Consider the following 22,636-nt stretch of genomic DNA (forward strand, 5'->3'; position numbering starts at 1 on the left):
TGAATTTCGGTCTGTATGACTGCCCGCGTGCGAGTTTCCGGCTGGCGATCGTGACCGCGTGAAAGCGGCGGGCAACTGCGAGCGGGGAGCACCGTTCGACGTGGATCAGCCGGTGACCGGCAGCGCCAGCACGACCTGCTCCGTGCCGCTCGCGGCGCGCAGCCCGACGTCCAGCTCCCACTGACCGGCCATGGAGAGCTCCACCCCCGTGGCCCGGTAACGGCCGGGACCGGCGGCGGTCGCGGTGACGACCCCGGTCGCGTGCCCCATCGTGGGCATGATCGGGGTGATGGTGACGGCGCTCAGCCGCGCGGGCGCGCCGTGACCGTCGGTCGCGGTGACCGTGAGCGCCGTCGTGCCCACGCGCGGATCGTCCACCGACACGGTGACGCGGTAGCCGGCCGTCCGTCCGGTGAGGACGTTCGTCGGCGTGCCGCCGCGCGAGGACAGCAGGACGACGGCGAGGATCACCACCGCGACGACAACGGCGATCAGCATCACCGTGGCGCGCGGCCGGGCCGTCCTGGGCAGAGTGGTCATGACGTTCCTCCTGGGGTGGCCGGTACGTCCAGCACGACGGGAATGGTGAGGATCGAGTAGTCCCGTTCGACCTGGATCCACAGCCGGTACCGTCCGGGCAGCGGAAAGGTGTAGGTGAACGGCACCTGCGGGCCGTAGCCGGCCACGGTCTCGTCGGGCTGGCCGCCGAAGGCGCCCGGATTGTTGATCGCGGCCATGCCGGCGGACGTCATCGAATGCACGTGCGCCCACACCTGGGCCTTCTCCGCGGCTGTGCTGGTGACCGGGCCGTCGTCCAGGGGACCTGTCACGATCATGTGGCCGAGCATGCCCAGCCACGGCTGGAGGTCCGCCGAGTCGCCGACCTGTGCGGTGATGGTGGCCGGTGTCCCGGCCGACAGGGGCGACGCGGCCAACCGCACCGGTATGCCGGCGACCACCCGCTCGCCCAGCCCGGGCGCCGGCGCCGCCGCGTCACCCGGTACGGCCTGCGGCCCGGTCGGCGCGGTCGCGTCGCCCTGTGCGACGTCCAGCCCGGTCGGCGACCGCAGCAGCTGGTCGCCGCCACCGCGGCGGGCCAGTTCGGCGGACACCGCGTAGTGGCCCGGCTCGGGCGGCACCAGGTGTGCCTGGTAGACCGCGGGCCCGGTGCGGATCGGGTGCAGGTGCCACAGCTGCCCCGAAGGGCCGACCACCACGAGATGGATCAGCGCGTCGTCGTGGACCAGCAGGTCGTCGACAGGGTGTCCGGTCGCGCCGTCGGACAGCTGCAGCGTGACGTCCGCGGGCCGGCCGACACGCAGCGGCGCGGAGCGCAGCGTCAGCACGGCCGCAGGCCGCGAGAAGTCGGTGATGGGAGGTTGCAGCCCGGCGTAGGGGTTGGTCATGTTCGCGACGGTCGGGTCCAGGTGGAGACCGGGCTGCGGTGGTGGCGGGGTGCTGCCCGACAGCACCGCACCCGTGGTGCTGACCGCGATGGCCGCCACCATGGCGCCGCCCGGGATCAGTGCCGGCCAGGAACGACGCGAGCGCACCGCGACGCCGAGCGCGACGAGCAGCAGCGCGCCGGCCGCGAAGAATCCGGCGTAGGCGGCCTGTTCGGCCGGGGACGACACGACCGGCTTCACCAGGAACGGGATGCGCGCGGTGCGCCGGCCGTCGGAGATGGCCAGCTCCCAGGGGCCCACCTGGTCCACCCGCATCGTGCCGGAGTAGGGGCCGGGAGCCTGGCCGAGGACCAGCGTGGTGGTGTCGGCCGGGGTGGACGTGCCGTTGCCGGGGGTGACCGCGAGCGCGAGGGCGCCGGGTGCGGTCCCGGCGTGGGCGACGACGTCGACCTGCACCGGTCCCGGGACATCGGCCACCCGGCGGATCACCACGGTCAGCTCGCGACTGCCCAGCGTCTGTGCGATGTGGACGTCCCCGCCGCCGGGCGCGCCGTCCGCAGCGGCCGGCAAGGCCCCTGCGCACGCGAGCACGACGGCGCACAGCACGGTGAGCACCCACCGGTACCGGAGCACCCATCGGCCGAACAACTCCACGATTCCTCCGCGAACAACGTCACCGGTAGTGGTTCGCAACTGTAGGAATCACTAGCTTTCAGTTCGCTTACGACCGTGAGCGGCGGCCCGCGATCGGCCCGCCGCGCTCCAGCGTGGCGCGCATGATGCTTGCCGCTCGGCGTCGATGACCTGACCGGTCTCTTCGCCGGATTCAGCCCGCTGGTAGTCATCGCGCCCGGAGCCGGTGGGCTCGTAGAAGGCCATCAGCTCGCGGTGCAGGATCGGCAGGGACCAGCCGTCCGCGACGATGTGGTGGAACGTGAGCAGCAGGCGTGCGCGATCGGAACCCAGTTCGACCAGGGCGCAGCGCAGCAAGGGCGGGCACGCGAGGTCGATCCGGCGAGCGCGCTCCTCGGCGGCGAGGGACTCGGCCAGGACGTCCCGGTCGGCGGCGTCCTGAGTCGACAGATCCACCTCCCGCCGCGCACGACATGCACGACGCCGGCCTCGCGGTCGGCCCGCTCACGCTCCAGCCGGCCGGCCAGGGCGTGCAGGCGGCGGGAAAGGTCGTTTCCTGCGGGCACCGGCATGCTGGAGGTCGTCTCCAACGCGCCGCCGTCCCCGCTCGTGCGCCGCATCGTCTTCCGCCTGCACTGCGACGTCCCCCTACCCGTCGAGGAGCCCGCCGAGATCGTCACCCTCATCTGGCCCGCGCCCGGCGCCTCCGGGGTCGTCCCCCTGGGTCGTCAGCAGGCCGGCCTCCAGGGGGCTGCGTCTGCTCGGGGTGAAGCCCAGCAGTTCCTTGGCCAGTTCCTCGTTGCCGGAGAAGCCCGCCGCGGAGTCGACCAGCTCGCAGCCGTCCCACAGGACGAGCATCGCCGACACCGTGTGCGACGCCTTGTCGCTGTGCATGTCGTAGTGCGCCGCCGCGGGCACCGTCTCGTAGCGCGCCCACAGGTCGTGGCCGGTCATGAAGACGTCCAGGTCGTAGCGGACGGTGAGCCCCAGCAGGTCCGGTTTGTACACGTCGTCGATGCCGGCGAACGCCTCGTCCAGCGCGATCATGCGGGGGCAGCCGCCGGACGCCGACGAGTACAGCGCGTTCGCCGCGGCGAACAGCGGCAGGTGGATCGCGGCCGACTTCTCGCCGCCCGACATCTGGGAGTGGCGTTTCTTGCTCAGCCGCACCTCGTCCTCGCCGGGCACCTTGAGCCGCAGCTCGAACGAGCGCCAGGCCCGGTAGTCCAGGACGGCGAACAGGACCTCCTTGTACGTCGCCCGGGGATGCCCGGCACGGTACTCGCGGATCATCTGCCGGATCAGGCGGCGCAGCTCGGCGAGCCGGTCGGCGCCGTGCCCGTCCTGTTCCAGCAGCGCGGAGACCTCCCGCTGGAGGTCGGTGATCCTGTCGGAGACCACCCAGCGGATGCCCACCGTGGTCCCCGTGGACATCGGACGGGACCTGGTGTCGGCGTCCATGCCCTTGACCAGGTCCTTCGCCACGAGGACGCGGTCGAAGATCTGCTGGGCCAGCCCGGCGAGCAACTCGTCCTCCAGGACCGTCCGCTCGCGCTCCTCCAGCAGGACGCCCTGCTCCTCCGCGCGCTCGGCGACCCGCCGCGCGAACTCGGCGACGGGGTGGCGGCCGTCGGCGTCGTGCACGCGCACGATGACCACGGACTCCCCCTGCTCCCAGTCGACCCGGTAGTCCTCCTCGCATCCGGTGAGCGCGTCGTCGAACTCCTTCAACGCCTCGGACATGCGCTCGCGGGCGGCCTTGCGCGCGGCCTCCCCCGCCTGACGGCCCGCGGTGGCCGCCTCGCACAGCGCGAGCAGCTCCACGGCGCCGTCCGGCAGGATCGACCGGACGGCCTCGGCGGCCTCCGCGGGATCGGCGGCCTCGGCTGGGGCACGTCCGGAGAGCCGCTCGACGATGCCGGCGACGGCCCGTTCCGGCTCCTCCCAGCGGGTGCGGTCGGGCCAGGACGGGCCGGGGTCCACGCCGAGCACCGGCCGCAGGTCCGCCTGGACGAACGGCGCGAACGACGCGAGCTGCTCGAACAGCTCCGCCACCGCGGACACGAGCGCGCCTCTGCCGTGGTCGTAGGCGGCCCTGGCCGTGACCAGCGCGTCGTGCTCGGCACGGGCCCGCTCCTCCTCGGCCCGCACGGCGGCCTTGGCGGCGGCGAGCTTTCGCTCCACCTCGTTGATCTGGGCGAGGATCTGCTTGAGCGGCGCGCTCAGCGCGTCCTCCAGCGCGGCCAGGCGCGCGGCCGCGGCGAGGTGCGCCTCCTCCTTCTCGGCTAGCTCCTCGGAGGCGGTGCGCAGATCGGCGGCGAGCCGCTCGATCGTGCGACGCCGGCCGGTGAGGTCCTGCTCAAGCAGGGCGATGCCGTCGCGCTCTCGCAGGAGGCGTTCCGCGGCGGCGGCGTAGTCCGCGACCGCGCGGGCGACCGCCTCGACCTCCTCCTCGCCGGACGGCATGCCCCGCTCGGCCGCCGCGTGCCGGAGCCTGCGCCGCTCGGCGTCCAGCTCGGCCGTGGCGGCGTCCAGCCCGGTCGCGGCCTCGGCATGCTGCCCGCGGGCGGCGGCCAGCAGCGTGGACCGCTCGGCGAGCGCCGCCACGGCCCCGGGGACCTCCCTGCCGAGGCGCCGCAGCTCGGACCTGGCCCGGCCGATGTCGTCCAGCCGCTCCCGGAGGGTCGCCCGCTCGGCCTCGGCGGCGACCCGGTCGCGGTCCACGTCCTCCAGCGACCGCTCGTACTCGGCGATCCTCGCCCGCCGCCGGGCCGCGCGGTTGGTGGCGCCGATGTACTCCGCGGCGGGTTTGGGCCCGGCGCCCACGTGGACGCCGAGGCTGAAGTGGCCGCGGGTGCTGATCGCGGGCGCGGGGGTGGTGAGGGTGAGGTCGCCGGTCAGCGCGATCGAGCCGAGCACGGCCGACACGACCGCGACGGGCACGAGGTCCTGCTCCTCGGGCACCAGCACGCTCGCCAGGGTGCGCCCGGCGGTGGGCGGGGGCGACGGTGACCCGTCCGCGACGTCCGCGGCCGGTGGCGCGCCGTCCACGCCCGGCGCATCCGCGGCCGCCCCGTCCATGCGCGCCACGGCTGAGGTCTGCCCGTCCGTGCCGGATTCGGACGAGGATGGCGCGTTCAACCCCGAGCCGGGACGCGGGAGCAGGTAGGCGTCCGGTTCCGCGCGGTCCAGGGCCTGGGCGGTCTGCCGAAGGTCGGGGTGGATCCATGCGGTGAGCAGGCCCGCCGCGTCCAGGGCGCCCTCCACGGCTGCCGCCTCGTCGCCGGACACCGCGTCTGCGAAGCGGACGAGCCGCCACAGCGGCGCACCCGGCCGCCCGTCCCGGCCCGCGTGACGGGCCGCGGCGAGTGGAGGGGCGTCGTCGCGCTCGGCCGCGACCTCGTCCCGCAGCGCGGTCAGCCGGCTCGCCTCGGCGGCGATGCGCTCCAGCCTGGCCTCGACCGCCGCCACGCCCGCGGCGAGCGTCGTGCGCCGGGCCTCGGTCAGGTCGCCGAAGACCTCGGCCAGGCTCGGCGCTCCCGCCTCCCCCGCGCGGGCGAGGGCGGCGGCGAGGGCCTCGGTGTCGGCGGCGCGGACGGTGCCGACGCCGACGGTGCCGATGTCGGAGCCGCCGACGGAGCCGATGCCGGCGCCGCCGACGGTGCCGGTGATGGGGGCCGTGTGCCCCGCCGACCACCTGGCGGCCCAGGCGCGCAGTTCCTCGTCCGCACGGACGCGCGCCCGTCCGAGTTCCGCCTCGGCCTCCGCGCAGGCCAGCTCGGCCTCGTCGGTCCTCTGCCGCGCCCTGCGCGCGGCCTCCTCGGCGCGCGCCCGTTCCCGCTCGGCCTCGCGCGCCTTCCCCAGCCGCAGCCGCACGTCCTCGACGTCCTGCGCCCGGGCGGCGGCCTGCGCCCTGACGACCTGAAGGGCGGCGGCCCTGTCGACGGCCTTGCCCTCCGTACCGGCGGTGTCGTCGGCGGGGGCTTCGGGGGCGACGTCCGGCGTGATCCCGGCGAGCTCGGCCGCCTCCGCCCTGGCGGTGGCCAGCCGGAGTGCCGCCTCACGCGCGTCCCCCAATCGGCGCTCGACCTCCTCGGCCTCGCCGCGAAGCTGGGCGATGTGCTCGGCGGCGCGGGCGTTCGCCTCCCCGGCCCGCGCGATCTCCTGGGCACCCTGGGCGACCAGCCGGCGCGTGCTCTCCAGCTCGCCCTGCGCGGTGTACGCCTCGTGCCGCTTCAGGCCCTCCAGCGTGCCCTCGAGCGTGTTCCGCTCGGCGGCCGCGGCCCCTGCGGCCTCCTCGGCCTCGCGCTGGGCGGCGTCCGCGCGCCGCGTCTCGGCGCTCGCCTCGCTCACCGCGGCCGCGTGCCGTACCGCCTGGTCGGTGCGGACCCGGACGCGGTCGAGGTGGGCGCGCGCCGCGACCCGCAGGTAACCGCTGTAGCGCTCCAGGAACACGCGGGCGGCGCCGTCGGCCGCCGCGAGGTCGTCCATCAGGCGCTGCACGGCCGCGAGGTTCTCGAAGTCGCGCGAGGCCTGCTCGACGAGCTCGTCCGAGACGGGGCTCAGCCCGGCGGTGAGGGTGTCGGACACCTTCGCCGGATCGAGGTCCTTGGCCAGCAGGGGACGGCGCAGCGCGAGCAGCAGGTCGAGGAGCTGGGTGTACCGCTCCCGGCCGAGGCCGAAGAGGGCGGCGTCCACGGCCTCCCGGTAGTCGGTGGGGTTGTTGTGCCAGGCCCCCGGCCCGAGCACGGCCTTGAGCTGCCGCTCGGTCAGCGGCCGGGAGTCGCCGGTGAGCAGCCCGAAGTCGACGCCGAGCCGCTTGTCCGTCACGAAGTAGGCCCGCTTGACCTCGGGGCGGTCCTTGTGGGCGTGCAGGGCGATGACCAGCGTGACGGTCCGCGCGCCGTCGGCGAACTCCATCCACACGAAGCCGTGCTCCGACTCCTGCCCCCGGTACAGCAGGTTGGACTTCATGGTGCGGTTCTCGCCACTGAACGGGTCCAGCCGCCGGGCGTCGACCACACCGTCCAGGACGAACGGGAACAGCACCTCCAGCGCCTTGGTCTTGCCCGAGCCGTTGTGCCCGCGCAGCACCAGCCGGCCGTCCGCGAACACGAACTCCTCGTCCGTGTAGTCCCAGATGTTGATCAGGCCCGCGCGGGACGGCTTGAACCGCTTGACGCCCTCCCCGGCGGTTCCCCCCGCGCGGCCCCTACGAAAGTCCCCGATCCGCACGTCGAACACATTAGCGTCTTGCCGGCGTGTCAAGGGCCGGGAAGAGACGCGGGCGACGGGAACCGGGCCGGGGCGCCGGACGACTACCTGAGTCGACCAGCGACGAGCGGGCGGAGCGCCGGTCGGCGCACGTCGCCACGGCTCCGGGCCGGTGCCGGCCGGGGGTCTCGTGGCGCGGACGCCCGCGTCGTCGCCGTACTCGGATTGGAGTCCCGGGTGACCATCGCCGTACTGGAAGCGCTGACCTTCGGGCTGGGCCGCATGGTGGCGGCGGCCGGGAAGGCGGGGGAACGCCTGTGCCTGCTCACGGGGAACCGCGGCATCTACAGGTACGAGCTCGAACGCCTGGCACCCGGGGCCCTGGACGTCGTCGACGTCGACACCCGTGACGCGGCCGGGTGCGCGAAGGTGCTCGCGTCCCTGCCCGGCCTGCGCGGCCTGATCAACTCGACGGACACGTGGATGCTGCCCGGAGCCGACCTGGCCGCCCGGTTCGGGCTGCCAGGACCCGGGCCCGGCACGGCCCGCCTGCTCCGCGACAAGCTCGCCGTCCGCACGCTGCTGCACCGGCACGGCCTCTCCCGCGGCACGGCCGTCGCGGTGTCCCCCGGCCCCGGCGCCGCCGAGTCGGTACGCGAGGCGGTCGGCCTGCCCGCCGTGGTGAAGGACACCGCGGGCACCGGATCGCGCAACGTCTGGCTCGTCCGGAGCGCCGGGCAGCTCGACGCGGCCCTCGCCGAGGCGGCCGGCCGGTCGCTGATGGGGGGTCTCCTGGCCGAGCCGTTCGTCACCGGCACGCTCTACAGCGCCGAGACGCTGAGCTGGGACGGCCGGACCCGCCTCCTGGGCGTCACCGGGCGGCTGCTCTCCGCGCGCTGGTTCGGCCGGGAGGAGCTGCTGTCGTTCCCCGCGGTGCTGCCCGGCCCCGAGGTGACGGCCGTGGAGGAATGGGTGGCGCGGGTGCTGGCAACGGTCGGGCACACCCAGGGGTTCGCCCATGTCGAGTTCGTGCTGACGCTCGACGGGCCCGAGCTGGTCGAGATCAACGCCAGGATCGGCGGCTGCCTGGCGGGCGAGGCTATGTGCCGCGCCCTCGGCGTCAACGTGTACGAGGCGATTATCGACATCGCCCTGGGCCGGGCCCCCGAACTGCTCTACGCGGCCTTGGAAGGCGTGTCCCGGGCCCGTCCGACCGCCACGGTCCTCGTCTACCCGGACGAGACCGGCGTGTTCACCGGAGTGGAGGGCGTCGAAGACCTGTCCCTTCATCCCGGCACGCCCGAGTGGTACCCGACCATGGCGGCGGGGACCCGGGTCGAGGATCTCGGGGACCAGCGCGCCTCCACCGGCCTGCTGCTGGCCGAGGGCCCGACGACCGAGGTGGCGGTGTACAACGCGCTCAGCGCCGCCCGGGGCGTGCGTCCCGTGATGAGGGACGGGCGTTGACCCGACCACGCGCGTTCACCGGCGCCCGGCGGGCCGGCCGGTGCGCGCTCCTGCCAGTACTGCTCCCCCTCGTGTGGCGAGCCTCGCGCGGACTCCCGCGCCCGGCGGCCGGCGACGACTCTGTGAGGACGGCATGAAACCTGAGGAGATCCGGGACGCGGCCACGGAGGTCGCCGCGGTGTTGCGGAGCGACGCCGCCGACCGGGACCGCGCGAACCTTCCCCCGGTACGCGAGATCGACCTGCTGCGACGGTCCGGGCTGCTCGGCGTCCCGCCGCACGACCATGCCGCGACGCACCTGGCGACCCGGATCGTCGCCGCCGCGGACGCGTCGATCGGCCACCTGCTCGGCTACCACTACCTGCACCTGTGGCGGGTGGGCCTGTTCGACCGCCCCGAGCCGACCTCGCGGATCTGGCGGGAGACAGCGGAGCGGGGCCTGTTCTGGGCGGCGGCGAGCAACCCGCAGGACACGCTGCGGCTGACCTCCGTGTCGGGCGGCTTCGCGATCAACGGCGGCAGGGCCTTCGCGACCGGGGCCGCCGTCGCCGACCGGCTGGTGGTCAACGCCACCCACGACGACACCGGTGAACGGCTCACCCTGGTCGTGGACGCCCGGGCGCCCGGCGTCGGCCATCCGGCGGACTGGGACAACATGGGGCAACGGCTCTCGGCCAGCGGGAGCGTCACGTTCGAGAACGTGCGCGTCACCGCCGACCAGGTCGTCGGCGCGCTGCCGCCCGGCGAGAGCGACCCGAAGATGATCCGGCTGTCGCTGTCCGCGCTCGCCTACCAGTCGGTCCTCACGCAGGTGTGCGTCGCCATCGCCGAGGGCGCGCTGGCCGAGGCCGCCGCGTACACCCGCGAGCACGCCCGGCCCTGGCCGCTCAGCGGCGTGGGCGGCGCCGATCGGGATCCGTACATTCTGGCCGGCTACGGAGAGCTGGTCGCGAGCGTGCGCGCCGCGGGCCTGCTGGCGGACCAGGCCGTGGACGCCCTGCGGAGCGCCTCGGACCTCGGCACGGCGCTCACCGCCGAGCGGCGGGGCGAGACGGGCGTGACGATCTCCTCGGCCAAGGTGGTCGCGACCAGGGTCGTCACCGAGACGACGAGCCGGATCTTCGAGTTCATCGGCGCGCGGGGCACCGCCGCCCGGTTCGGTTTCGACCGGTTCTGGCGGAACGCCCGCACGCTGACGCTGCACGATCCGGTGGCCTACAAGGCGCGGGAGGTCGGCGCGCACTTCCTGTCCGGCGAGCTGCCCCCGTCCACGGCCTACAGCTGAGCGCCCGCCGAGGTCAGCGGACGGCGACCAGCACCACGTCGTTGCCGGACTGCCAGACGGTGCCGACCTCGGCGAAGCCCGCCGCCCGCAGGAGTTCGGCGTGCCGGCGCACCGACAGCTCGGTGATCCCGCCCCGAGCCCCGCGACGCCCGCGTTCGGCGACCGCGCCGGCGAGGGCGGGATCGGCCGACACGGCGCGCCACCACGTGGCCCAGTCCTCGTGACCGCCCACCCCGGCCCGCGCCGCCCGCGCCTCCAGGACCGCGGCCGCCAGCCCGGCCACGGCCGGCTGCTCGTCGTAGAGGTTGTCGGCGTTCACCAGCACGCCCCCCGGGCGCAGCAGGGCGGCGACCTCTTCGTACACCGCGCCGAGCCTCTCCTCGGGGATCCAGTGCAGCGCGGTGGTGGACACCGCGGCGTCCACGGGCCCGGTGAGCTCCAGCGCCGCGGGCCAGCCCGGCGACGCCAGATCGGCGTCGACGAACCGGGCGAGGTCGTGGTAGCCGCCGCGCGCCAGGGCCAGCAGCACCGGGTCCTGGTCCACGCCCACGATGGCGGCCTTGGGGAGACGGGCGGCCAGGCGCGCCGCCATCGACCCCGGGCCGCAGCCCAGGTCCAGGATCAGCGGGTCGGGGCTGTTCGCGGTCACCTCGGCGACCACGTCGGCGACGACGGTGAAGCGTTCCTCGCGGTCGGCGATGTAGTTCTCCTGCTGGCGGTCCCAGCGCTCCACCCAGGCACGCGCCCTGCTCACGTCGCCCACGTCGCTCACGTCCTTCATGCCCAACGAACTGACCTCCTCGGCTTCGGTCCCCTGCGGTTCCCCCACCTAGTCGTCGCGGACGGCGCCCGGGTTCCGCGCTCACGGGTCCTCGTCGCCGGAAGGCCCGCGCGCCGCCACACAGATCACCACCGGCCGGGAACCGCGGGCGCCGTCCGGACGACTTCTGTTGCAGACGACCACGCGGCTCCACCCCAGGAGGTCAGCAGGCATGGACTGGTACGAGGACGAGGACCTGTGGACCGGCTTCTCGGAGGTGATGTTCTCCCCGGAACGGTCGGCGCAGGCGGCCCGGCACGTGACCGGCTCCCCGCTCCTCCGGTTCCCCGCCGGGGCCCGCGTGCTCGACCAGTGCTGCGGGATGGGCGTGTTCACCGTGCCGCTCGCCCGGCAGGGGTACGCCGTCACCGGCGTCGACCTCAGCCCGGTCATGCTGGCGCGGGCCGAGCGGGCGTGCGCCGACGCCGGGGTCAAGGCCGAGCTGGTGCGCGGCGACATGCGCGAGTACGTGCGGCCGGGCGCGTTCGACGCGGTCATCAACCTGTACACCTCGTTCGGGTACTTCGAGGCCCCGGAGGAGAACCTGCGGGTGCTGCGCAACGCGCACGACTCGCTGGCGCCCGGCGGGAGGCTCGTGGTCGACGTCATGGGCAAGGAGACCTACGCCCGCTGGGCCGGTCAGCCGAAGGTGGTGGAGGTTCCCGGCGGCCAGGTGTTCATGGCGGACACGATCCTCGACGACTGGACCCGGTACCGCACCGAGTGGACGCTGGTGCGCGACGGGACGGCCAGGCGCGCGGCGCTGACCTGCTTCGTCTACAGCGCCGCCGAGCTGCGCGCGCTGTTCGAGGCGGCGGGCTTCACCGGCGTCGAGTGCTTCGGCGGGTTCGGCGGCGAGCCGTACGACAACCTCGCGACGCGGCTGATCGTACGCGGCACGCGATCCGGCTGAACCGGTGGGAACTTTCCGGCGTCCGCACCCGACTAGTGAGATTGCTGAGGGAGAAAGGACGGCCATGACGGAGAACGCGGACGTGGTCTCCGTCATGGCCGCCGCGCCCGATCCACGCGGGGCCGCCGAAGGCTCCGGGAGGGAGGGCCGGGGCCGCCTGCCGGTGACCGTGGCGGTGCTGGCGGCGGCCCTGCCGGTGACGATCCTGCTCGGGGTGGCGCTCGGCGCGACGGTGATCCCCGTGGGCGATGTCGTCCGGTACGTCGGCGCGGCGCTCACCGGCGGCACGATCACCTCCGGCGAGGTCCCGGCCTACAGCATCATCTGGCAGGTCCGCGTCCCGCGCGTGCTGCTCGCCGCCGTGGTCGGCGCGGGGCTCAGCGTCGTCGGCGTGGCCGTCCAGGCCATGGTGCGCAACGCGCTGGCCGACCCGTTCGTGCTGGGCATCTCCTCGGGCGCCTCGGTGGGCGCGTCCCTGGTCGTGGCGTTCGGGCTGTTCACCGGCCTCGGCATCTACGCGGTCTCCACGGCCGCGCTGCTCGGCGCGCTCGGCGCGTCGGTGCTGGTCTACCTCGCGGCGCGCGGCCGGGCGGGGCTGTCCCCCCTGCGGCTGGTGCTGACCGGGATCGCGCTGGCCTACGGGTTCCAGGCGATGACGAGCCTGGTCGTGTTCCTGGCGCCCAACTACCAGGCGGCGAGCACGGTGCTCTTCTGGCTGCTGGGCGGCCTCGGCGCGGCCACCTGGGGGTCGCTGCCGCTCCCGGCGGCCGGGGTGCTGTGCTGCGTGGCCCTGCTGCTCAGGTACGCGCGGGCGCTGGACGTGCTGGCGATGGGCGACGAGACGGCGGCGAGCCTCGGCGTGGACGCGATGGCGACGCGGCGGTGGACGTTCGTCCTCACCTCCGTGGTGACCGGGCTGCTGGTGGCGGTCAGCGGCCCGGTGGGCTTCGTGGGGCTGGTCATGCCGCACCTGGTGCGGATGCTGGTCGGCTCCACCCACCGCCGCGTGCTGACGGTGGCGCCGCTCGCGGGGGCGTGCTTCATTGTGTGGGCCGACGTCGTCTCCCGGACGTTCTTCTCGCCGCAGGAGCTGCCGCTCGGGGTGGTCACCGCGCTGGTGGGGGTGCCGGTGTTCGTCGTCATCCTGCGCCGCCGCGGCTACCTGTTCGGTGGGGGCCGCTAGATGGAACTGCGCCTGGACGGGGTCTCGGTCGCCGTCGCCGGCAGGGCGCTGGTCCGCGAGCTGCGCCTGGACGTGCCGAGCGGGCGGATCGTCGGACTGATCGGCCCCAACGGCAGCGGCAAGTCGACGGCGCTGCGCTGCGTCTACCGCGCCCTGCGGCCCACGGCCGGGGCCGTGCTGCTGGACGGGGCGGACGTGACCGCGATCCCGCTGCGCGAGAGCGCCCGCCTCGTCGCCGCGCTGACCCAGGAGAGCCACAGCGAGCTGGACTTCACCGTCGAGGAGGTCGTCGCGCTGGGCCGGACGCCGCACCTCGCCCACGGCCGGGCGCTCGGCCGCGAGGAACGCGAGCTGTGCCGGTGGGCGATGGCCCGCGTCGGCGTCGCCCACCTCGCCGGGCGCAGCGTGCTCACCCTGTCCGGAGGCGAGCGGCAGCGGGTGCTGATCGCCCGCGCGCTGGTGCAGCAGCCCCGCGTCCTGGTGCTGGACGAGCCGACCAACCACCTCGACGTGCGCCACCAGGTCGAGCTGGCGGCGCTGCTGCGCGCGTCCGGGCTGACGGTGCTGGTCGCGCTGCACGACCTCAACCTCGCCGCCGCCACCTGCGACCGGCTCGGCGTTCTCTCCGGCGGCTCCCTGGTGGCCGCCGGCAGCCCCGCGGACGTGCTGACCCCCGAGCTGATCAGGCGGGTGTTCGGCGTGGAGGCCACGGTCGTCACCCATCCGCGCACCGGCGCGACCCAGCTGCTCTACGACCTCACCGACGAGACCGGACGCACCGGCGGCGAAGACCGGACGCGCGGCGTCCAGTCGACCGGCACCGCCGGCACCGCCAAGACGGCCAAGGCGGCCAACACCGTCCACACGAGCGACGCCATCGCGAAAGGTGCCCCCACATGAGGCGTTCCCCCCTGCGCCGTACCCTGACGCCGCTGCTGGCCGCGGGGCTGCTGGCCACCGGATGCGGCGCGACGGTGCGGACGGCGGCCGACCCCGGCCCCGCGCCGGTCACCGTCACCGACTGCGGCCGTCAGGTCACCTATCCACGGCCGCAGCGGCCGGTGGCCTACGACGTCAGCGCGATCGAGAAGATGTTCGCCCTCGGCCTGGCCGGCCGGATGCGCGGCTACGTCATGAACACCCTCTTCGACAACGCCATCGCCAGGTCGCCCTGGAGCGAGGACTACAAGCGGGTGCCCCGGCTGGGCAACGGGCGGATCAGCAAGGAGATCGTGGTCGCCGCGAAGTCGGACTGGGTGATCTCCTACTGGGGCGGCGGCTTCAGCGAGGACCGCGGGATCACGCCCGAGCTGCTCCGGCAGGTGGGCGTCCACAGCTACGTGCAGACCGAGAGCTGCTTCGGGTACGGCGACATGAAGCCGGTGCCGCCGATGGAGTCCGTCTACACCGACCTGACGAACCTCGGCAAGATCTTCGGCGTCGAGGAGCGGGCCGAGGCCCTGGTCGCCGACCTGCGCGGGCGCGTCGACAAGCTGAAGGGTTCACGTCCGGCCGGGGCCGAGCCGCCGGGCGTGTTCGTGTACGACTCCGGCACCGACCAGCCCTACACGTCCGGGAGGTACGCCTCCCCCAGCGCCATCATCGAGGTGGCCGGGGGCCGCAACGTCATGGACACCGTTCAGAAGGGGTGGACGACCGTGGGCTGGGAGTCGGTCGTCGCCGCCAAGCCCGAGGTGATCATCATCGTGGACTACGGCGACCAGCCTCTCGCGGACAAGAAGGCCTTCCTGGAGTCCAGCCCCGCGCTGCGCTCGGTACCCGCCGTCCGCGACCACCGGTACTTCGTGCTCGACTATGGCGCCGCGGTCAGCGGCCCGCGCAACGTCACGGCGGCAGAGGAGTTCGGCGCCTACCTGCGTTCGATCGGCCGGTGAGCGATGTCCGCGTTGTCCGGTCTTCCCGCGGCCGCGGTCCGTGCCGGCGCGGGGACGGCCCGCACGGCCTCCGGCGTGTGCAACGGAACGCTCGGCGAGCTGTTCCAGGGACCGGTGACATACCAGGGGACGGACGCCATCGGCATCGTCTCCTTCCCGGTGGACCGCTACGCCTGGGCGTACTTCACCGAGGACGACGGTGACGGCGACCCTCTGCCGGCGCTGCCCAAGGCGGCCCAGAGCGCGCGGCTCTTCCTGCGCCGCTACGGGCTCCGGTTGCCGCGCGGCCGCTGGAGCAGGCACAGCGAGCTCGACATCGGGGTCGGCATGGCGAGCTCCACCGCCGACATCGTGGCCACGGTCCGGTCCCTGTTCCAGTTCTTCGGCCTGCCCTACGACCAGGACGTGATGATCGACATCCTTTCCGGGATCGAGCGCGCCGACAGCGTCTTCCTGGACGAGTTCGCCCTCTACCTCAGCGACCGCCACCGCGTGGCCGAGCGCCTCGGCGCCTCGGTGGGGTTCCACACCTGCTTCGTGGTCGAGTCAGGGCCCGTGGACACCCGCGCGGTGACGCCGCTGCTCCTAGAGCACTACGGCGCCCACCGGGACGCCTACCAGGCGTGCCTGGACGAGGTCCTCGCCGCGTTCCGGGCCGGGGACCCCACCGGGGTGGCCCGCGCCGCGACGACCAGCGCCGCCCTGTCCCAGCGGGTGCTCCCCAAGGCCACGTACGAGGCGGTCGCCGCCGGCCGCGGCCGCTTCGGCGCGGACGGGATCTTCGTGGCCCACACCGGCGGCGTGATCGGCTACCTGTTCACCGGCCGCCTCGCCCGCAGGCGGATGGACGAGCTGTCGGCGTTCTTCCGGGACCTGGGACACCAGTGCTCGTTCGCCTGGGGCGGCTATGGCGGTGCATGAGCACATCACCGACGCGCTGAAGACGCCGCAGCTAGTGCGGCTCGGCGGCAACCTCGTCGTGGCGAGGTTCGAGACCCTGAAGATCTACTCGGCGCTCGCCGCCGTCCGCACGCTCCTGGAGCGCGGCACGGTGTCGCCGGGACAGACCCTGGTCGACAGCTCCAGCGGCATCTACGCCACGTCCCTCGCGCTCGCCTGCCACCGGTACGGCATGCGCTGCCACATCATCGCCTCCACCACGGTGGACGCGACCGTCCGCGCCCAGCTCGACATCCTCGGCGCGACCGTGGAGCAGATGCCGCCGTCCGCGTCGCTGCGGCTCGACCAGGAGGCCCGGGTGCGCCGTGTGCGGCGGCTTCTGGCCGAACGGCCGGACGTGCACTGGATGCGCCAGTACCACGACGACATCCACTATCTCGGGTACGAGGAGTTCGCCGGCGTGGTCGCCTCCGACCTGGGCGTGGACGCGCTGACGGTGGTCGGCGGTGTCGGCTCGGGGGCCTCGACCGGAGGCGTGACCGAATATCTGCGCCGCGCGAACCCGGCCGTGCGGCTGGTGGGCCTGCAACCGTTCGGCAGCGTCACCTTCGGCAGCGAGACGTTCAGCGACCCCGACGCGATCATCGCCGGGATCGGCAGCTCGATCCCCTTCGACAACGTGCGCCACGAACTGTACGACGCCATCCACTGGCTGGACTTCCGCCACGCGATGGCGGGCGCGGTGGCGCTGCTGCGCGAGCACGCGGTGTTCGCCGGCCTGTCCACCGGCGCGGCGTACCTCGTCGCCCGCTGGCTCGCCGCCCGCTCCCCGGAGCGGACCCATCTGGTGATCGGCGCCGACACCGGCCACCGGTACGTAGAGCGGGTCTTCGCCCGCCATCGCGAGGCGCTCGACCCGTCGGCGCTGAAGCCCAGGGAGATCTTCTCGCTGGACGAGCTGGAGATGCCGTGGTCGGCCATGCGCTGGGACCGGCGCGCCTATGATCCTGGGCCTGGGCAACCGCTCTCCATCTGACAGTATGGCAGTCGTGTCCGCGGAAGAGCCGCTCCTACGCCTGGCACGGGCCGCCGTCTTCGCGACGGTGTGCGTCGTCGTCTCCGCGGCCGGACACGTCTTCGCGGGCGGCGGCGAGGTGGACCCCGCGGTTCTGGCGGCCGGGGCGGCGGGCGCCCTGGGGCTGGCCTACCCGCTCAGCGGACGCGAACGCGGGCCCGAGGTCGTGCTCGGCACGTCGATCGCGGCGCAGATCCTCCTGCACGAGCTGTTCACCCGCACCTCGCAGCCGGTGGCGACCCTCCTCGGATCCCCCCACGGTCACCTCACCTTCGGCATGCTCGCCGTCCACGTCACCGTCGCGATGGTGACGGGGTGGTGGCTGTACCGCGGCGAGAGCGCGGTGTGGCTCATGCTGCGCCTGCGGGCCGCGGCTCCCCTGCCCCTGCTGCGGTGGCTGTTCGCCGCCGGCACCCGGGCCCTGCCGACGGCCCCGCCGGTCGTCCCGGCCTCCAGCCCCCAGCCGCCCCCGGCGTGGGAGATCCCTGCGGCCATCCCCCGGCGCGGACCGCCCGTACCGGCCGTCGCCGGCTGAAGGCTTTTCCCGGCCCGGCCGGCGCACCTCGATGAGCAGGCGCTTCGCACTCCCGCGCGGCGTCGATCCGGTCATGCCCGGCGACGGCCCGGGACCTCCCCACGGGAGACCCGCGCCGGCGGAGTGCGCCCACCCACACACCACCGCAGGGAACGATCACCATGAGCTCTGTCACCAGGGAGCACCGCACCCCGGACGACGACCGGCGGCTGACCGTGCTCGCCTTGGCCGCCCGGGAGGGAAGGCCCGCGGACATCGAGGCCTTCGCCCGCGCGATCTACCCCGACGTCCAGCGCTTCACCACGTACCTGACCGACCCGCAGGCGGCGGAGGACCTGACCCAGGAGACCCTCGTCCGCGTCCTCGGCAGCCTGCCGCGGTTCGCCGGACGCTCCTCGGCCCGCACCTGGCTGCTGTCGATCGTCCGCCGGGTCGTGGTCGACCGCTTCCGCACCGCGGCCGTGCGTCCCGTCATCGCCGACGTGCCCGACTGGCAGCTCGCCGCCGAACGGCGCCAACTCCGCGACCTGCCCGGCGCGGAGGACGGCGTCGCCCTGGCCGACCTGCTGGACAAGGTCCCGCCCGACCGGCGCCAGGCGTTCGTCCTCACCCAGCTCGCGGGCCTCCCCTACGCCGAGGCCGCCGACCTGATCGGCTGCCCGATCGGCACCGTCCGCTCCCGCGTGGCCCGAGCCCGCGCCCAGCTCATGGCCTCTCTCCTGGAGGCCGACGCCGCAGGGGGCACCCGGGCCACTGTGGCACCAAGTTGCCGGGCAGCTCGCTGCCTGGGTTTACCACTTTCATGATCCGGACCAATGGGTCGTGCCCAAGCCGCACCGATTTCGCGCTCGCCAGAAATAGAGGAACACATATGTGCCGCACTAGCTCGCCGGGGTGAACAGCACGTCCACCCAGTAGTTCGCGCCGTTGAAGCCGGTGGCCGGGAACCCCGAGGACGTCCCGTACCGGTAGACGCCGTTGCGGCCCATCGGCCCGTTGTCCGCCAGGGCCCGCAGCGGCGGGTTGTCGTAGGGCCCGGAGGCGAAGTAGCCTCCGTCCCCCGCGTAGTTGCCGTTGGGCGCGAAGTACGAGGCCACGTAGACCTGGCCGGCGGTGACGCCGACGGGGGTGGCGAAGTTCAGCGTCTGCCAGCCCGAGGCCGTCTCGCCGGTGAACGTGCCGGTGGCCAGCAGCGTGCCGGTCGAGCTCCACAGGTTGCCCACATGGGTCCCCGTGTTGCCCGCGCCCTTGTAGAAACGGACGCCGGTTACCGTGCCGTCCATCTGCGCGGTGAACTTCACGCCCAGCTCCACCGAGCCGGAGTCGGCGTTCGACGGGGTGGCGGGGGCGGCGTTGCTCGCCCAGATGGAACACGGGCAGCTCGCCGGGCCGCCGGTGGTGAACGACCACGAGGTCGTGGTCATGCCGTTGCCGGCGTCGTCCTTGGCGCCGCTCACCGTGACCGTGTAGGTGGCACCCTGCGCCAGCGGAGCGCCGGGGGTGAAGGTGAGCAGCGTCCGCGCCTCGTTGAGCGACCGGGTCCCGGCCACGGTCTGGCCGGCGGCGTTCGTCAGGGCGATCGTCGCGGTGCCGTCCTGGATCGGCTCGCTGAACGTCGAGGTGACCGCGGTCCCGGTGGCCACGCCGATGCCGCCGTGGCCGGGCGTCTTGAGCGTGACGTACGGGGCCGTGGTGTCCGCGAGCCTGCTGAAGACCACGTCCACCCAGTAGTTGGTGGCCGACCACGAGGACGTCGGGAAGGACCGCGCGCCGTACTTGTAGACGCCGTTGCCGCCGCTCGCCGAGCTCGCGAGCGTGCGCAGCGGGGTCGCCGTCACGGCCGAGGCCAGCCCGTTGTAGGTGGCCGCGTAGTGACCGTCCGGGGCGTGGTACGACGCGACGTAGGTGGTGTCCCTGGTCACCGGCACCGGGGTCGGGAAGTACACCTCCTGCCAGCCCTGGGCCGACTCGTCGGTGAAGGTCGCGGTGGCCAGTTCCTGGCCCGCGCCGTTCCACAGCGTGCCGGTGTGGGTGCCGGTGTTCCCGGGGCCCTTGTAGAACCGGATCGCCTCGACGAAGCCGTCCACGGCGGGCTGGAACTTCACTCCCAGCTCCAGCGAGCCGGCGTCGCCGACGGCCGGCACTTCAGGGACGGTGACGTCGGGCCACAGGGTGCAGGGGCAGACGCCGGCCGTCCAGGTCCTCGCCGTGGTGAAGGAGAAGGTGTACGGCCGCGCCATCGTGTTACCGGCGTCGTCCTTCGCCCCGGACACCGAGACCGTGAACCGCTCCCCCGGAGCCGGCGGCGCGGCGGGCGCGAAGGTGAGCGACGTGCGCGCGGCGTCGAGCGATGCCGTGCCCGCGACGTTCGCGTTGGTGGAGTCCTTGAGCGTGAACGTCGCCGTGCCCGCCTGGACCGGCTCGCCGAAGGTGACCTTCGGCTGGACGGTGACCGGCACGCTGGAGGAGCCGGGCACGGGCGCGGCCGCCGTCACCGCCGGCGGGAAGGTGTCGACGGTCGTGAACACCACGTCGACGTAGTAGTTCCCGCCGTTGTAGGTCTTGTCGGGGAAGCCCGCGCCCGATCGGTAGACGCCGTTGCCGGCCGCGGCGGTGGCCGCGGGCGCGGTGAGCGGCGTGTTCACCGTGGGCCGGTAGCGGAAGAAGTTGGCGTCGGCCGCGTACCGCCCGTTCGGCGCGTAGTACGAGGCGACGTACTCGGTGCCGGCCGCGATGTGAACCGGCGAGGGGAAGGTGAGCGTCTGCCACCCGCTCGGGGTCTCCCCGGTGAAGGTTCCCGTGGCCAGGAGGGCGCCGCCGGCCGTCCAGAGCGTCCCGGTGTGCGTGCCGGTGTTCCCGGTGCCCTTGTAGAACTTCACGCCGGTCACGTAGCCGCCAACGGCCGAGGTGAAGCGCACCCCGAGCTCCAGCGCGCTGGTGTCGTTCTCGGCGGGGTTGGCGGGCACGGTGGAGGAGGCGAAGAGGCCGCACGGGCATTCGACGGTGACGTTCCTCGACGCCTCGGCGCCGACGTTGCCGCTGTCGTCGCTCGCCCGCGCCTTGATGGTCGTCGCGCCCGCGCCCGTGACCTTCCAGGAGTAGGTCCAGGTGCCGCGGCCCGTGGCGGCGTGCCAGGTGACGCCGCCGTCGGTGGAGACCTCGACCCCGCCGACCTGGCCGCCGGTGTCGGCGGCGGCGCCGCTGACGGTGACGGTGGAGCCGCTGGCCACGGTGGTGCCCGCCGCCGGGGCGCCGATGGTCACGCTCGGCGCGGTGGTGTCGGCGGACCTGGTGGCCGCGCTCAGCCCGGCGGTGAGCGATCTGGGCTGCACGCCCATGTCGGCGAACAGGTTGACCGTCGCCTGCCTGACGCGCGTGTCGGCGAATCCGGTCTGGCTGTAGGTGTCGTGCCCGTCGTCCAGGCCCCAGGACCACTGCACCGTTCCCGCGCCGAACACCAGCGCGCCGCTCGCCGCCCGGTACAGCGTCAGACGATGCGTGGCGCTCTTCTGCGCGACGTTGGTGCCGTGGTCGATGAGCACCTGCTCGGCCGTCGCCGTCGTGCTCGACATCGGTACCAGGCCCTTCGGCCGGAACCCGTTGTCGCCGTCCTCGTCCCACTCGTAGCCGACGAGGCCGGGGATGCTCACCGACCCCGAGACCTGCTCGGCGACGGACGTGCCGCGCCAGAAGCGCATCCTGCCGTCGGCGGCCGGCACGGTCAGCGGGATCGCGGCGCAGCCGTCGGCGGACGTGGTGCAGTTGACCGCGAAGGAGGTGCCGGTGAGGGCGTTCTCGGGCTTGCCGCCGTCGGCGGGAGGGCTGAACCGCGGGTCGCGCCAGGTGCCCGTCCACACGTTCGGCGCCGGGTCGATCTTGGCGTTGGCGTGCGTCTCCTTGTAGGAGACCAGCGTCCGGTAGCCGTTCTCCCAGCGGGTCTTCCAGTACACCTCGTTGCCGCTGAAGAAGGCGAGGCTCACGCCGCTGTCGCGCGCGTTCTCGAAGGCCGCGCGCTCCTCGCCCGACCAGTACTCGTCGTGCCCGACCGACAGCAGCGCCTTGTGGTTCAGCAGCGTGGACGGCGCCCGCGCGGCGTCTATGGAGGACATGTACGACACGTCGTAGCCGTTGGCCTCCAGCCAGCGCACCATCGGGTACTCGTTGGCGAACACGAAGTCGCGGCCCCATGGCGTGGACTCCCGCGTGTTGAACGGCCGGTCGTAGCTGACCTTGACCGCGCGCCCCGGCGCCGCGGCGCTGTCGCCCCGGTACAGGCTGTTCAGCACCTTGTCCGGGTTGGCCTGCGTGGCCGTGATGTCGCCCCAGGAGTTGTACGCCTGCCAGGTGCTGTCGGAGGTCCGGAACAGCAGGTCCGAGGTACTGGCGTCGTCACGGACGACGAAGACGATGTGCGTGTCGTCGCCGGTGTCGGTGCGGGTCACGTGGGCGAAGTAGATGCCCGAGACCGCCGTCGCCGGAACGCTCCAGCTCGCGACCGTGCCCCAGGCACAGGCGACCTCGCCGGTGGTGGCGTTCGCCGGGCAGCCCGGCTGGGTGCGGGACACCGACGTGGTCGCGGGCACCGAGGTGACGAAGCGGGCGCCCTTCCCCTGGTAGTAGCCCATCCGGTAGATGTCCACCCGCAGGGCCAGGGCCGATGACCGGACCTTGAAGTTCACGGTCCCCCCGAGGCCGACGCTCATCGTGTCGCCGTAGCCCTCGACGGTGCCCTGCGGGTCGGCGTCCCACTCGCCCGGGTCGGTCCCCGTGTTCTGGTTCTCACAGGTGATCTTGTTGCCCCCCGCGTCACACGGGCCGACCGCCCGCGCGGGCGCGGCCGGCACGGCGAAGAGTGCGGCGAACGTCAACGCCACCACGATCCCCGAGAGGCGTCGGCGTGCGGCACTGCGCGATTTCATGAAGCTCCCACGTGATCCAGGGGGTCGGCCACCCCGTCGGGCCCAAGCCCCGGAGCGTGGTCCCAACGAATCGACGTCCGGAAGATGATCTCGGTTTACGCCACGCCACCAACTTTCGTCACATCCGTAACTGCGATACCTGGCCGGGCAGGCGCGAGGACCGGGCCACTTTCGCCGCCAAAGACAAAAGTTTGTGCGTTCTCGGTAGAACTATCTTCACAATCAACCCAAAGCGCCGTATCTTCGGGACACTCACCGCGTCTGCGGAGGAACTGTGAAGCGAATGCCCGTCCTACGAAGGAACTTCCGCCGTCCCGGCCCGCAGGCCCGAAACCCCCACCGCCCGTGACCCCGCCGGGTCCGCCGCCCGGCGAGACCCCCGCGGCTCCTC

The 22,636-nt window shown here is 73.5% G+C and carries 16 protein-coding genes; 10 read left to right on the forward strand and 6 right to left on the reverse strand.

What is annotated here, in order from left to right; all coding sequences use genetic code 11:
- Positions 1-105: 105 nt before the first annotated feature.
- From DQ384_RS27535 to DQ384_RS43750, 4 genes are all read right to left on the reverse strand, one after another.
- The gene (locus tag DQ384_RS27535) at positions 106-540 is read right to left on the reverse strand and encodes a FixH family protein (RefSeq protein WP_114031795.1); all 435 of its coding nucleotides are present in this window, start codon (positions 538-540) and stop codon (positions 106-108) included.
- Entirely contained in the window at positions 537-2,060 is a 1,524-nt protein-coding gene (locus DQ384_RS27540) for a hypothetical protein (protein ID WP_220183160.1), read from the reverse strand. The genes DQ384_RS27535 and DQ384_RS27540 overlap by 4 nt, the downstream gene beginning before the upstream one ends.
- A gap of 51 nt (positions 2,061-2,111) precedes the next feature.
- The gene (locus DQ384_RS27545; protein ID WP_114031796.1) at positions 2,112-2,495 is read right to left on the reverse strand and encodes a condensation domain-containing protein; all 384 of its coding nucleotides are present in this window, start codon (positions 2,493-2,495) and stop codon (positions 2,112-2,114) included.
- Positions 2,496-2,687: 192 nt separating this feature from the next.
- Positions 2,688-7,274, reverse strand: a complete 4,587-nt coding sequence (locus DQ384_RS43750; RefSeq protein WP_281274116.1) for an SbcC/MukB-like Walker B domain-containing protein — start codon at positions 7,272-7,274, stop codon at positions 2,688-2,690.
- A 216-nt stretch (positions 7,275-7,490) separates the two neighbouring features.
- Here DQ384_RS43750 and DQ384_RS43755 point away from each other — a divergent pair, with 216 nt between their 5' ends.
- Together DQ384_RS43755 and DQ384_RS27560 are read left to right on the forward strand one after the other, a co-directional pair.
- Entirely contained in the window at positions 7,491-8,720 is a 1,230-nt protein-coding gene (locus DQ384_RS43755; protein WP_114031797.1) for an ATP-grasp domain-containing protein, read from the forward strand.
- A 133-nt stretch (positions 8,721-8,853) separates the two neighbouring features.
- Positions 8,854-10,005, forward strand: coding sequence for an acyl-CoA dehydrogenase family protein (locus DQ384_RS27560; RefSeq protein ID WP_114031798.1), 1,152 nt, complete (start codon positions 8,854-8,856; stop codon positions 10,003-10,005).
- Between the two features lie 13 nt (positions 10,006-10,018).
- Here the strand turns inward: DQ384_RS27560 and DQ384_RS27565 are convergent, their stop codons facing one another.
- Positions 10,019-10,786, reverse strand: a complete 768-nt coding sequence (locus DQ384_RS27565) for a class I SAM-dependent methyltransferase (protein ID WP_220183171.1) — start codon at positions 10,784-10,786, stop codon at positions 10,019-10,021.
- Between the two features lie 211 nt (positions 10,787-10,997).
- Between DQ384_RS27565 and DQ384_RS27570 the strand changes: the two genes are divergently transcribed.
- From DQ384_RS27570 to DQ384_RS27605, 8 genes are all read left to right on the forward strand, one after another.
- Entirely contained in the window at positions 10,998-11,738 is a 741-nt protein-coding gene (locus tag DQ384_RS27570; protein ID WP_114031799.1) for a class I SAM-dependent methyltransferase, read from the forward strand.
- Positions 11,739-11,802: 64 nt separating this feature from the next.
- On the forward strand, positions 11,803-12,921 hold the full coding sequence (locus tag DQ384_RS27575) for a FecCD family ABC transporter permease (protein ID WP_245966824.1): 1,119 nt from the start codon (positions 11,803-11,805) through the stop codon (positions 12,919-12,921).
- Positions 12,922-13,821 carry an ABC transporter ATP-binding protein gene (locus DQ384_RS27580; protein WP_114031800.1) on the forward strand — a complete coding sequence of 300 codons (900 nt, stop codon included), beginning with the start codon at positions 12,922-12,924 and terminating at the stop codon, positions 13,819-13,821.
- Positions 13,818-14,816: an ABC transporter substrate-binding protein gene (locus tag DQ384_RS27585; protein WP_114031801.1), complete on the forward strand. Its 999-nt coding sequence runs from the start codon at positions 13,818-13,820 to the stop codon at positions 14,814-14,816. The genes DQ384_RS27580 and DQ384_RS27585 overlap by 4 nt, the downstream gene beginning before the upstream one ends.
- Positions 14,817-14,819: 3 nt before the next feature.
- A complete protein-coding gene (locus DQ384_RS27590) occupies positions 14,820-15,737 on the forward strand; it encodes a GHMP family kinase ATP-binding protein (protein WP_114031802.1) in 918 nt (305 codons plus the stop codon).
- Positions 15,730-16,752 carry a pyridoxal-phosphate dependent enzyme gene (locus tag DQ384_RS27595; protein ID WP_220183172.1) on the forward strand — a complete coding sequence of 341 codons (1,023 nt, stop codon included), beginning with the start codon at positions 15,730-15,732 and terminating at the stop codon, positions 16,750-16,752. The genes DQ384_RS27590 and DQ384_RS27595 overlap by 8 nt, the downstream gene beginning before the upstream one ends.
- Positions 16,753-16,765: 13 nt before the next feature.
- Positions 16,766-17,326 (forward strand): MFS transporter, encoded by a 561-nt coding sequence (locus tag DQ384_RS27600; protein ID WP_147268918.1) that lies wholly within the window; start codon positions 16,766-16,768, stop codon positions 17,324-17,326.
- Between the two features lie 161 nt (positions 17,327-17,487).
- The gene (locus tag DQ384_RS27605) at positions 17,488-18,132 is read left to right on the forward strand and encodes a sigma-70 family RNA polymerase sigma factor (RefSeq protein WP_114031805.1); all 645 of its coding nucleotides are present in this window, start codon (positions 17,488-17,490) and stop codon (positions 18,130-18,132) included.
- 75 nt (positions 18,133-18,207) lie between these two features.
- On the opposite strand, the gene DQ384_RS27610 is transcribed toward DQ384_RS27605, so the two are convergent.
- A complete protein-coding gene (locus tag DQ384_RS27610) occupies positions 18,208-22,245 on the reverse strand; it encodes a DUF4082 domain-containing protein (RefSeq protein ID WP_147268919.1) in 4,038 nt (1,345 codons plus the stop codon).
- Between the last annotated feature and the right edge of the window lie 391 nt (positions 22,246-22,636).

The sequence above is a fragment of the Sphaerisporangium album genome (assembly GCF_003323745.1).
Lineage (GTDB): Bacteria > Actinomycetota > Actinomycetes > Streptosporangiales > Streptosporangiaceae > Sphaerisporangium > Sphaerisporangium album.

What these genes read in the sequence shown, in the direction of transcription:
- DQ384_RS27535 (WP_114031795.1), bottom strand. Translation starts at nt 540, where the DNA reads ATGACCACTCTGCCCAGGACGGCCCGGCCGCGCGCCACGGTGATGCTG.
- DQ384_RS27560 (WP_114031798.1), top strand. Translation starts at nt 8,854, where the DNA reads ATGAAACCTGAGGAGATCCGGGACGCGGCCACGGAGGTCGCCGCGGTG.
- DQ384_RS27565 (WP_220183171.1), bottom strand. Translation starts at nt 10,786, where the DNA reads ATGAAGGACGTGAGCGACGTGGGCGACGTGAGCAGGGCGCGTGCCTGG.
- DQ384_RS27570 (WP_114031799.1), top strand. Translation starts at nt 10,998, where the DNA reads ATGGACTGGTACGAGGACGAGGACCTGTGGACCGGCTTCTCGGAGGTG.
- DQ384_RS27575 (WP_245966824.1), top strand. Translation starts at nt 11,803, where the DNA reads ATGACGGAGAACGCGGACGTGGTCTCCGTCATGGCCGCCGCGCCCGAT.
- DQ384_RS27580 (WP_114031800.1), top strand. Translation starts at nt 12,922, where the DNA reads ATGGAACTGCGCCTGGACGGGGTCTCGGTCGCCGTCGCCGGCAGGGCG.
- DQ384_RS27585 (WP_114031801.1), top strand. Translation starts at nt 13,818, where the DNA reads ATGAGGCGTTCCCCCCTGCGCCGTACCCTGACGCCGCTGCTGGCCGCG.
- DQ384_RS27590 (WP_114031802.1), top strand. Translation starts at nt 14,820, where the DNA reads ATGTCCGCGTTGTCCGGTCTTCCCGCGGCCGCGGTCCGTGCCGGCGCG.
- DQ384_RS27605 (WP_114031805.1), top strand. Translation starts at nt 17,488, where the DNA reads ATGAGCTCTGTCACCAGGGAGCACCGCACCCCGGACGACGACCGGCGG.
- DQ384_RS27610 (WP_147268919.1), bottom strand. Translation starts at nt 22,245, where the DNA reads ATGAAATCGCGCAGTGCCGCACGCCGACGCCTCTCGGGGATCGTGGTG.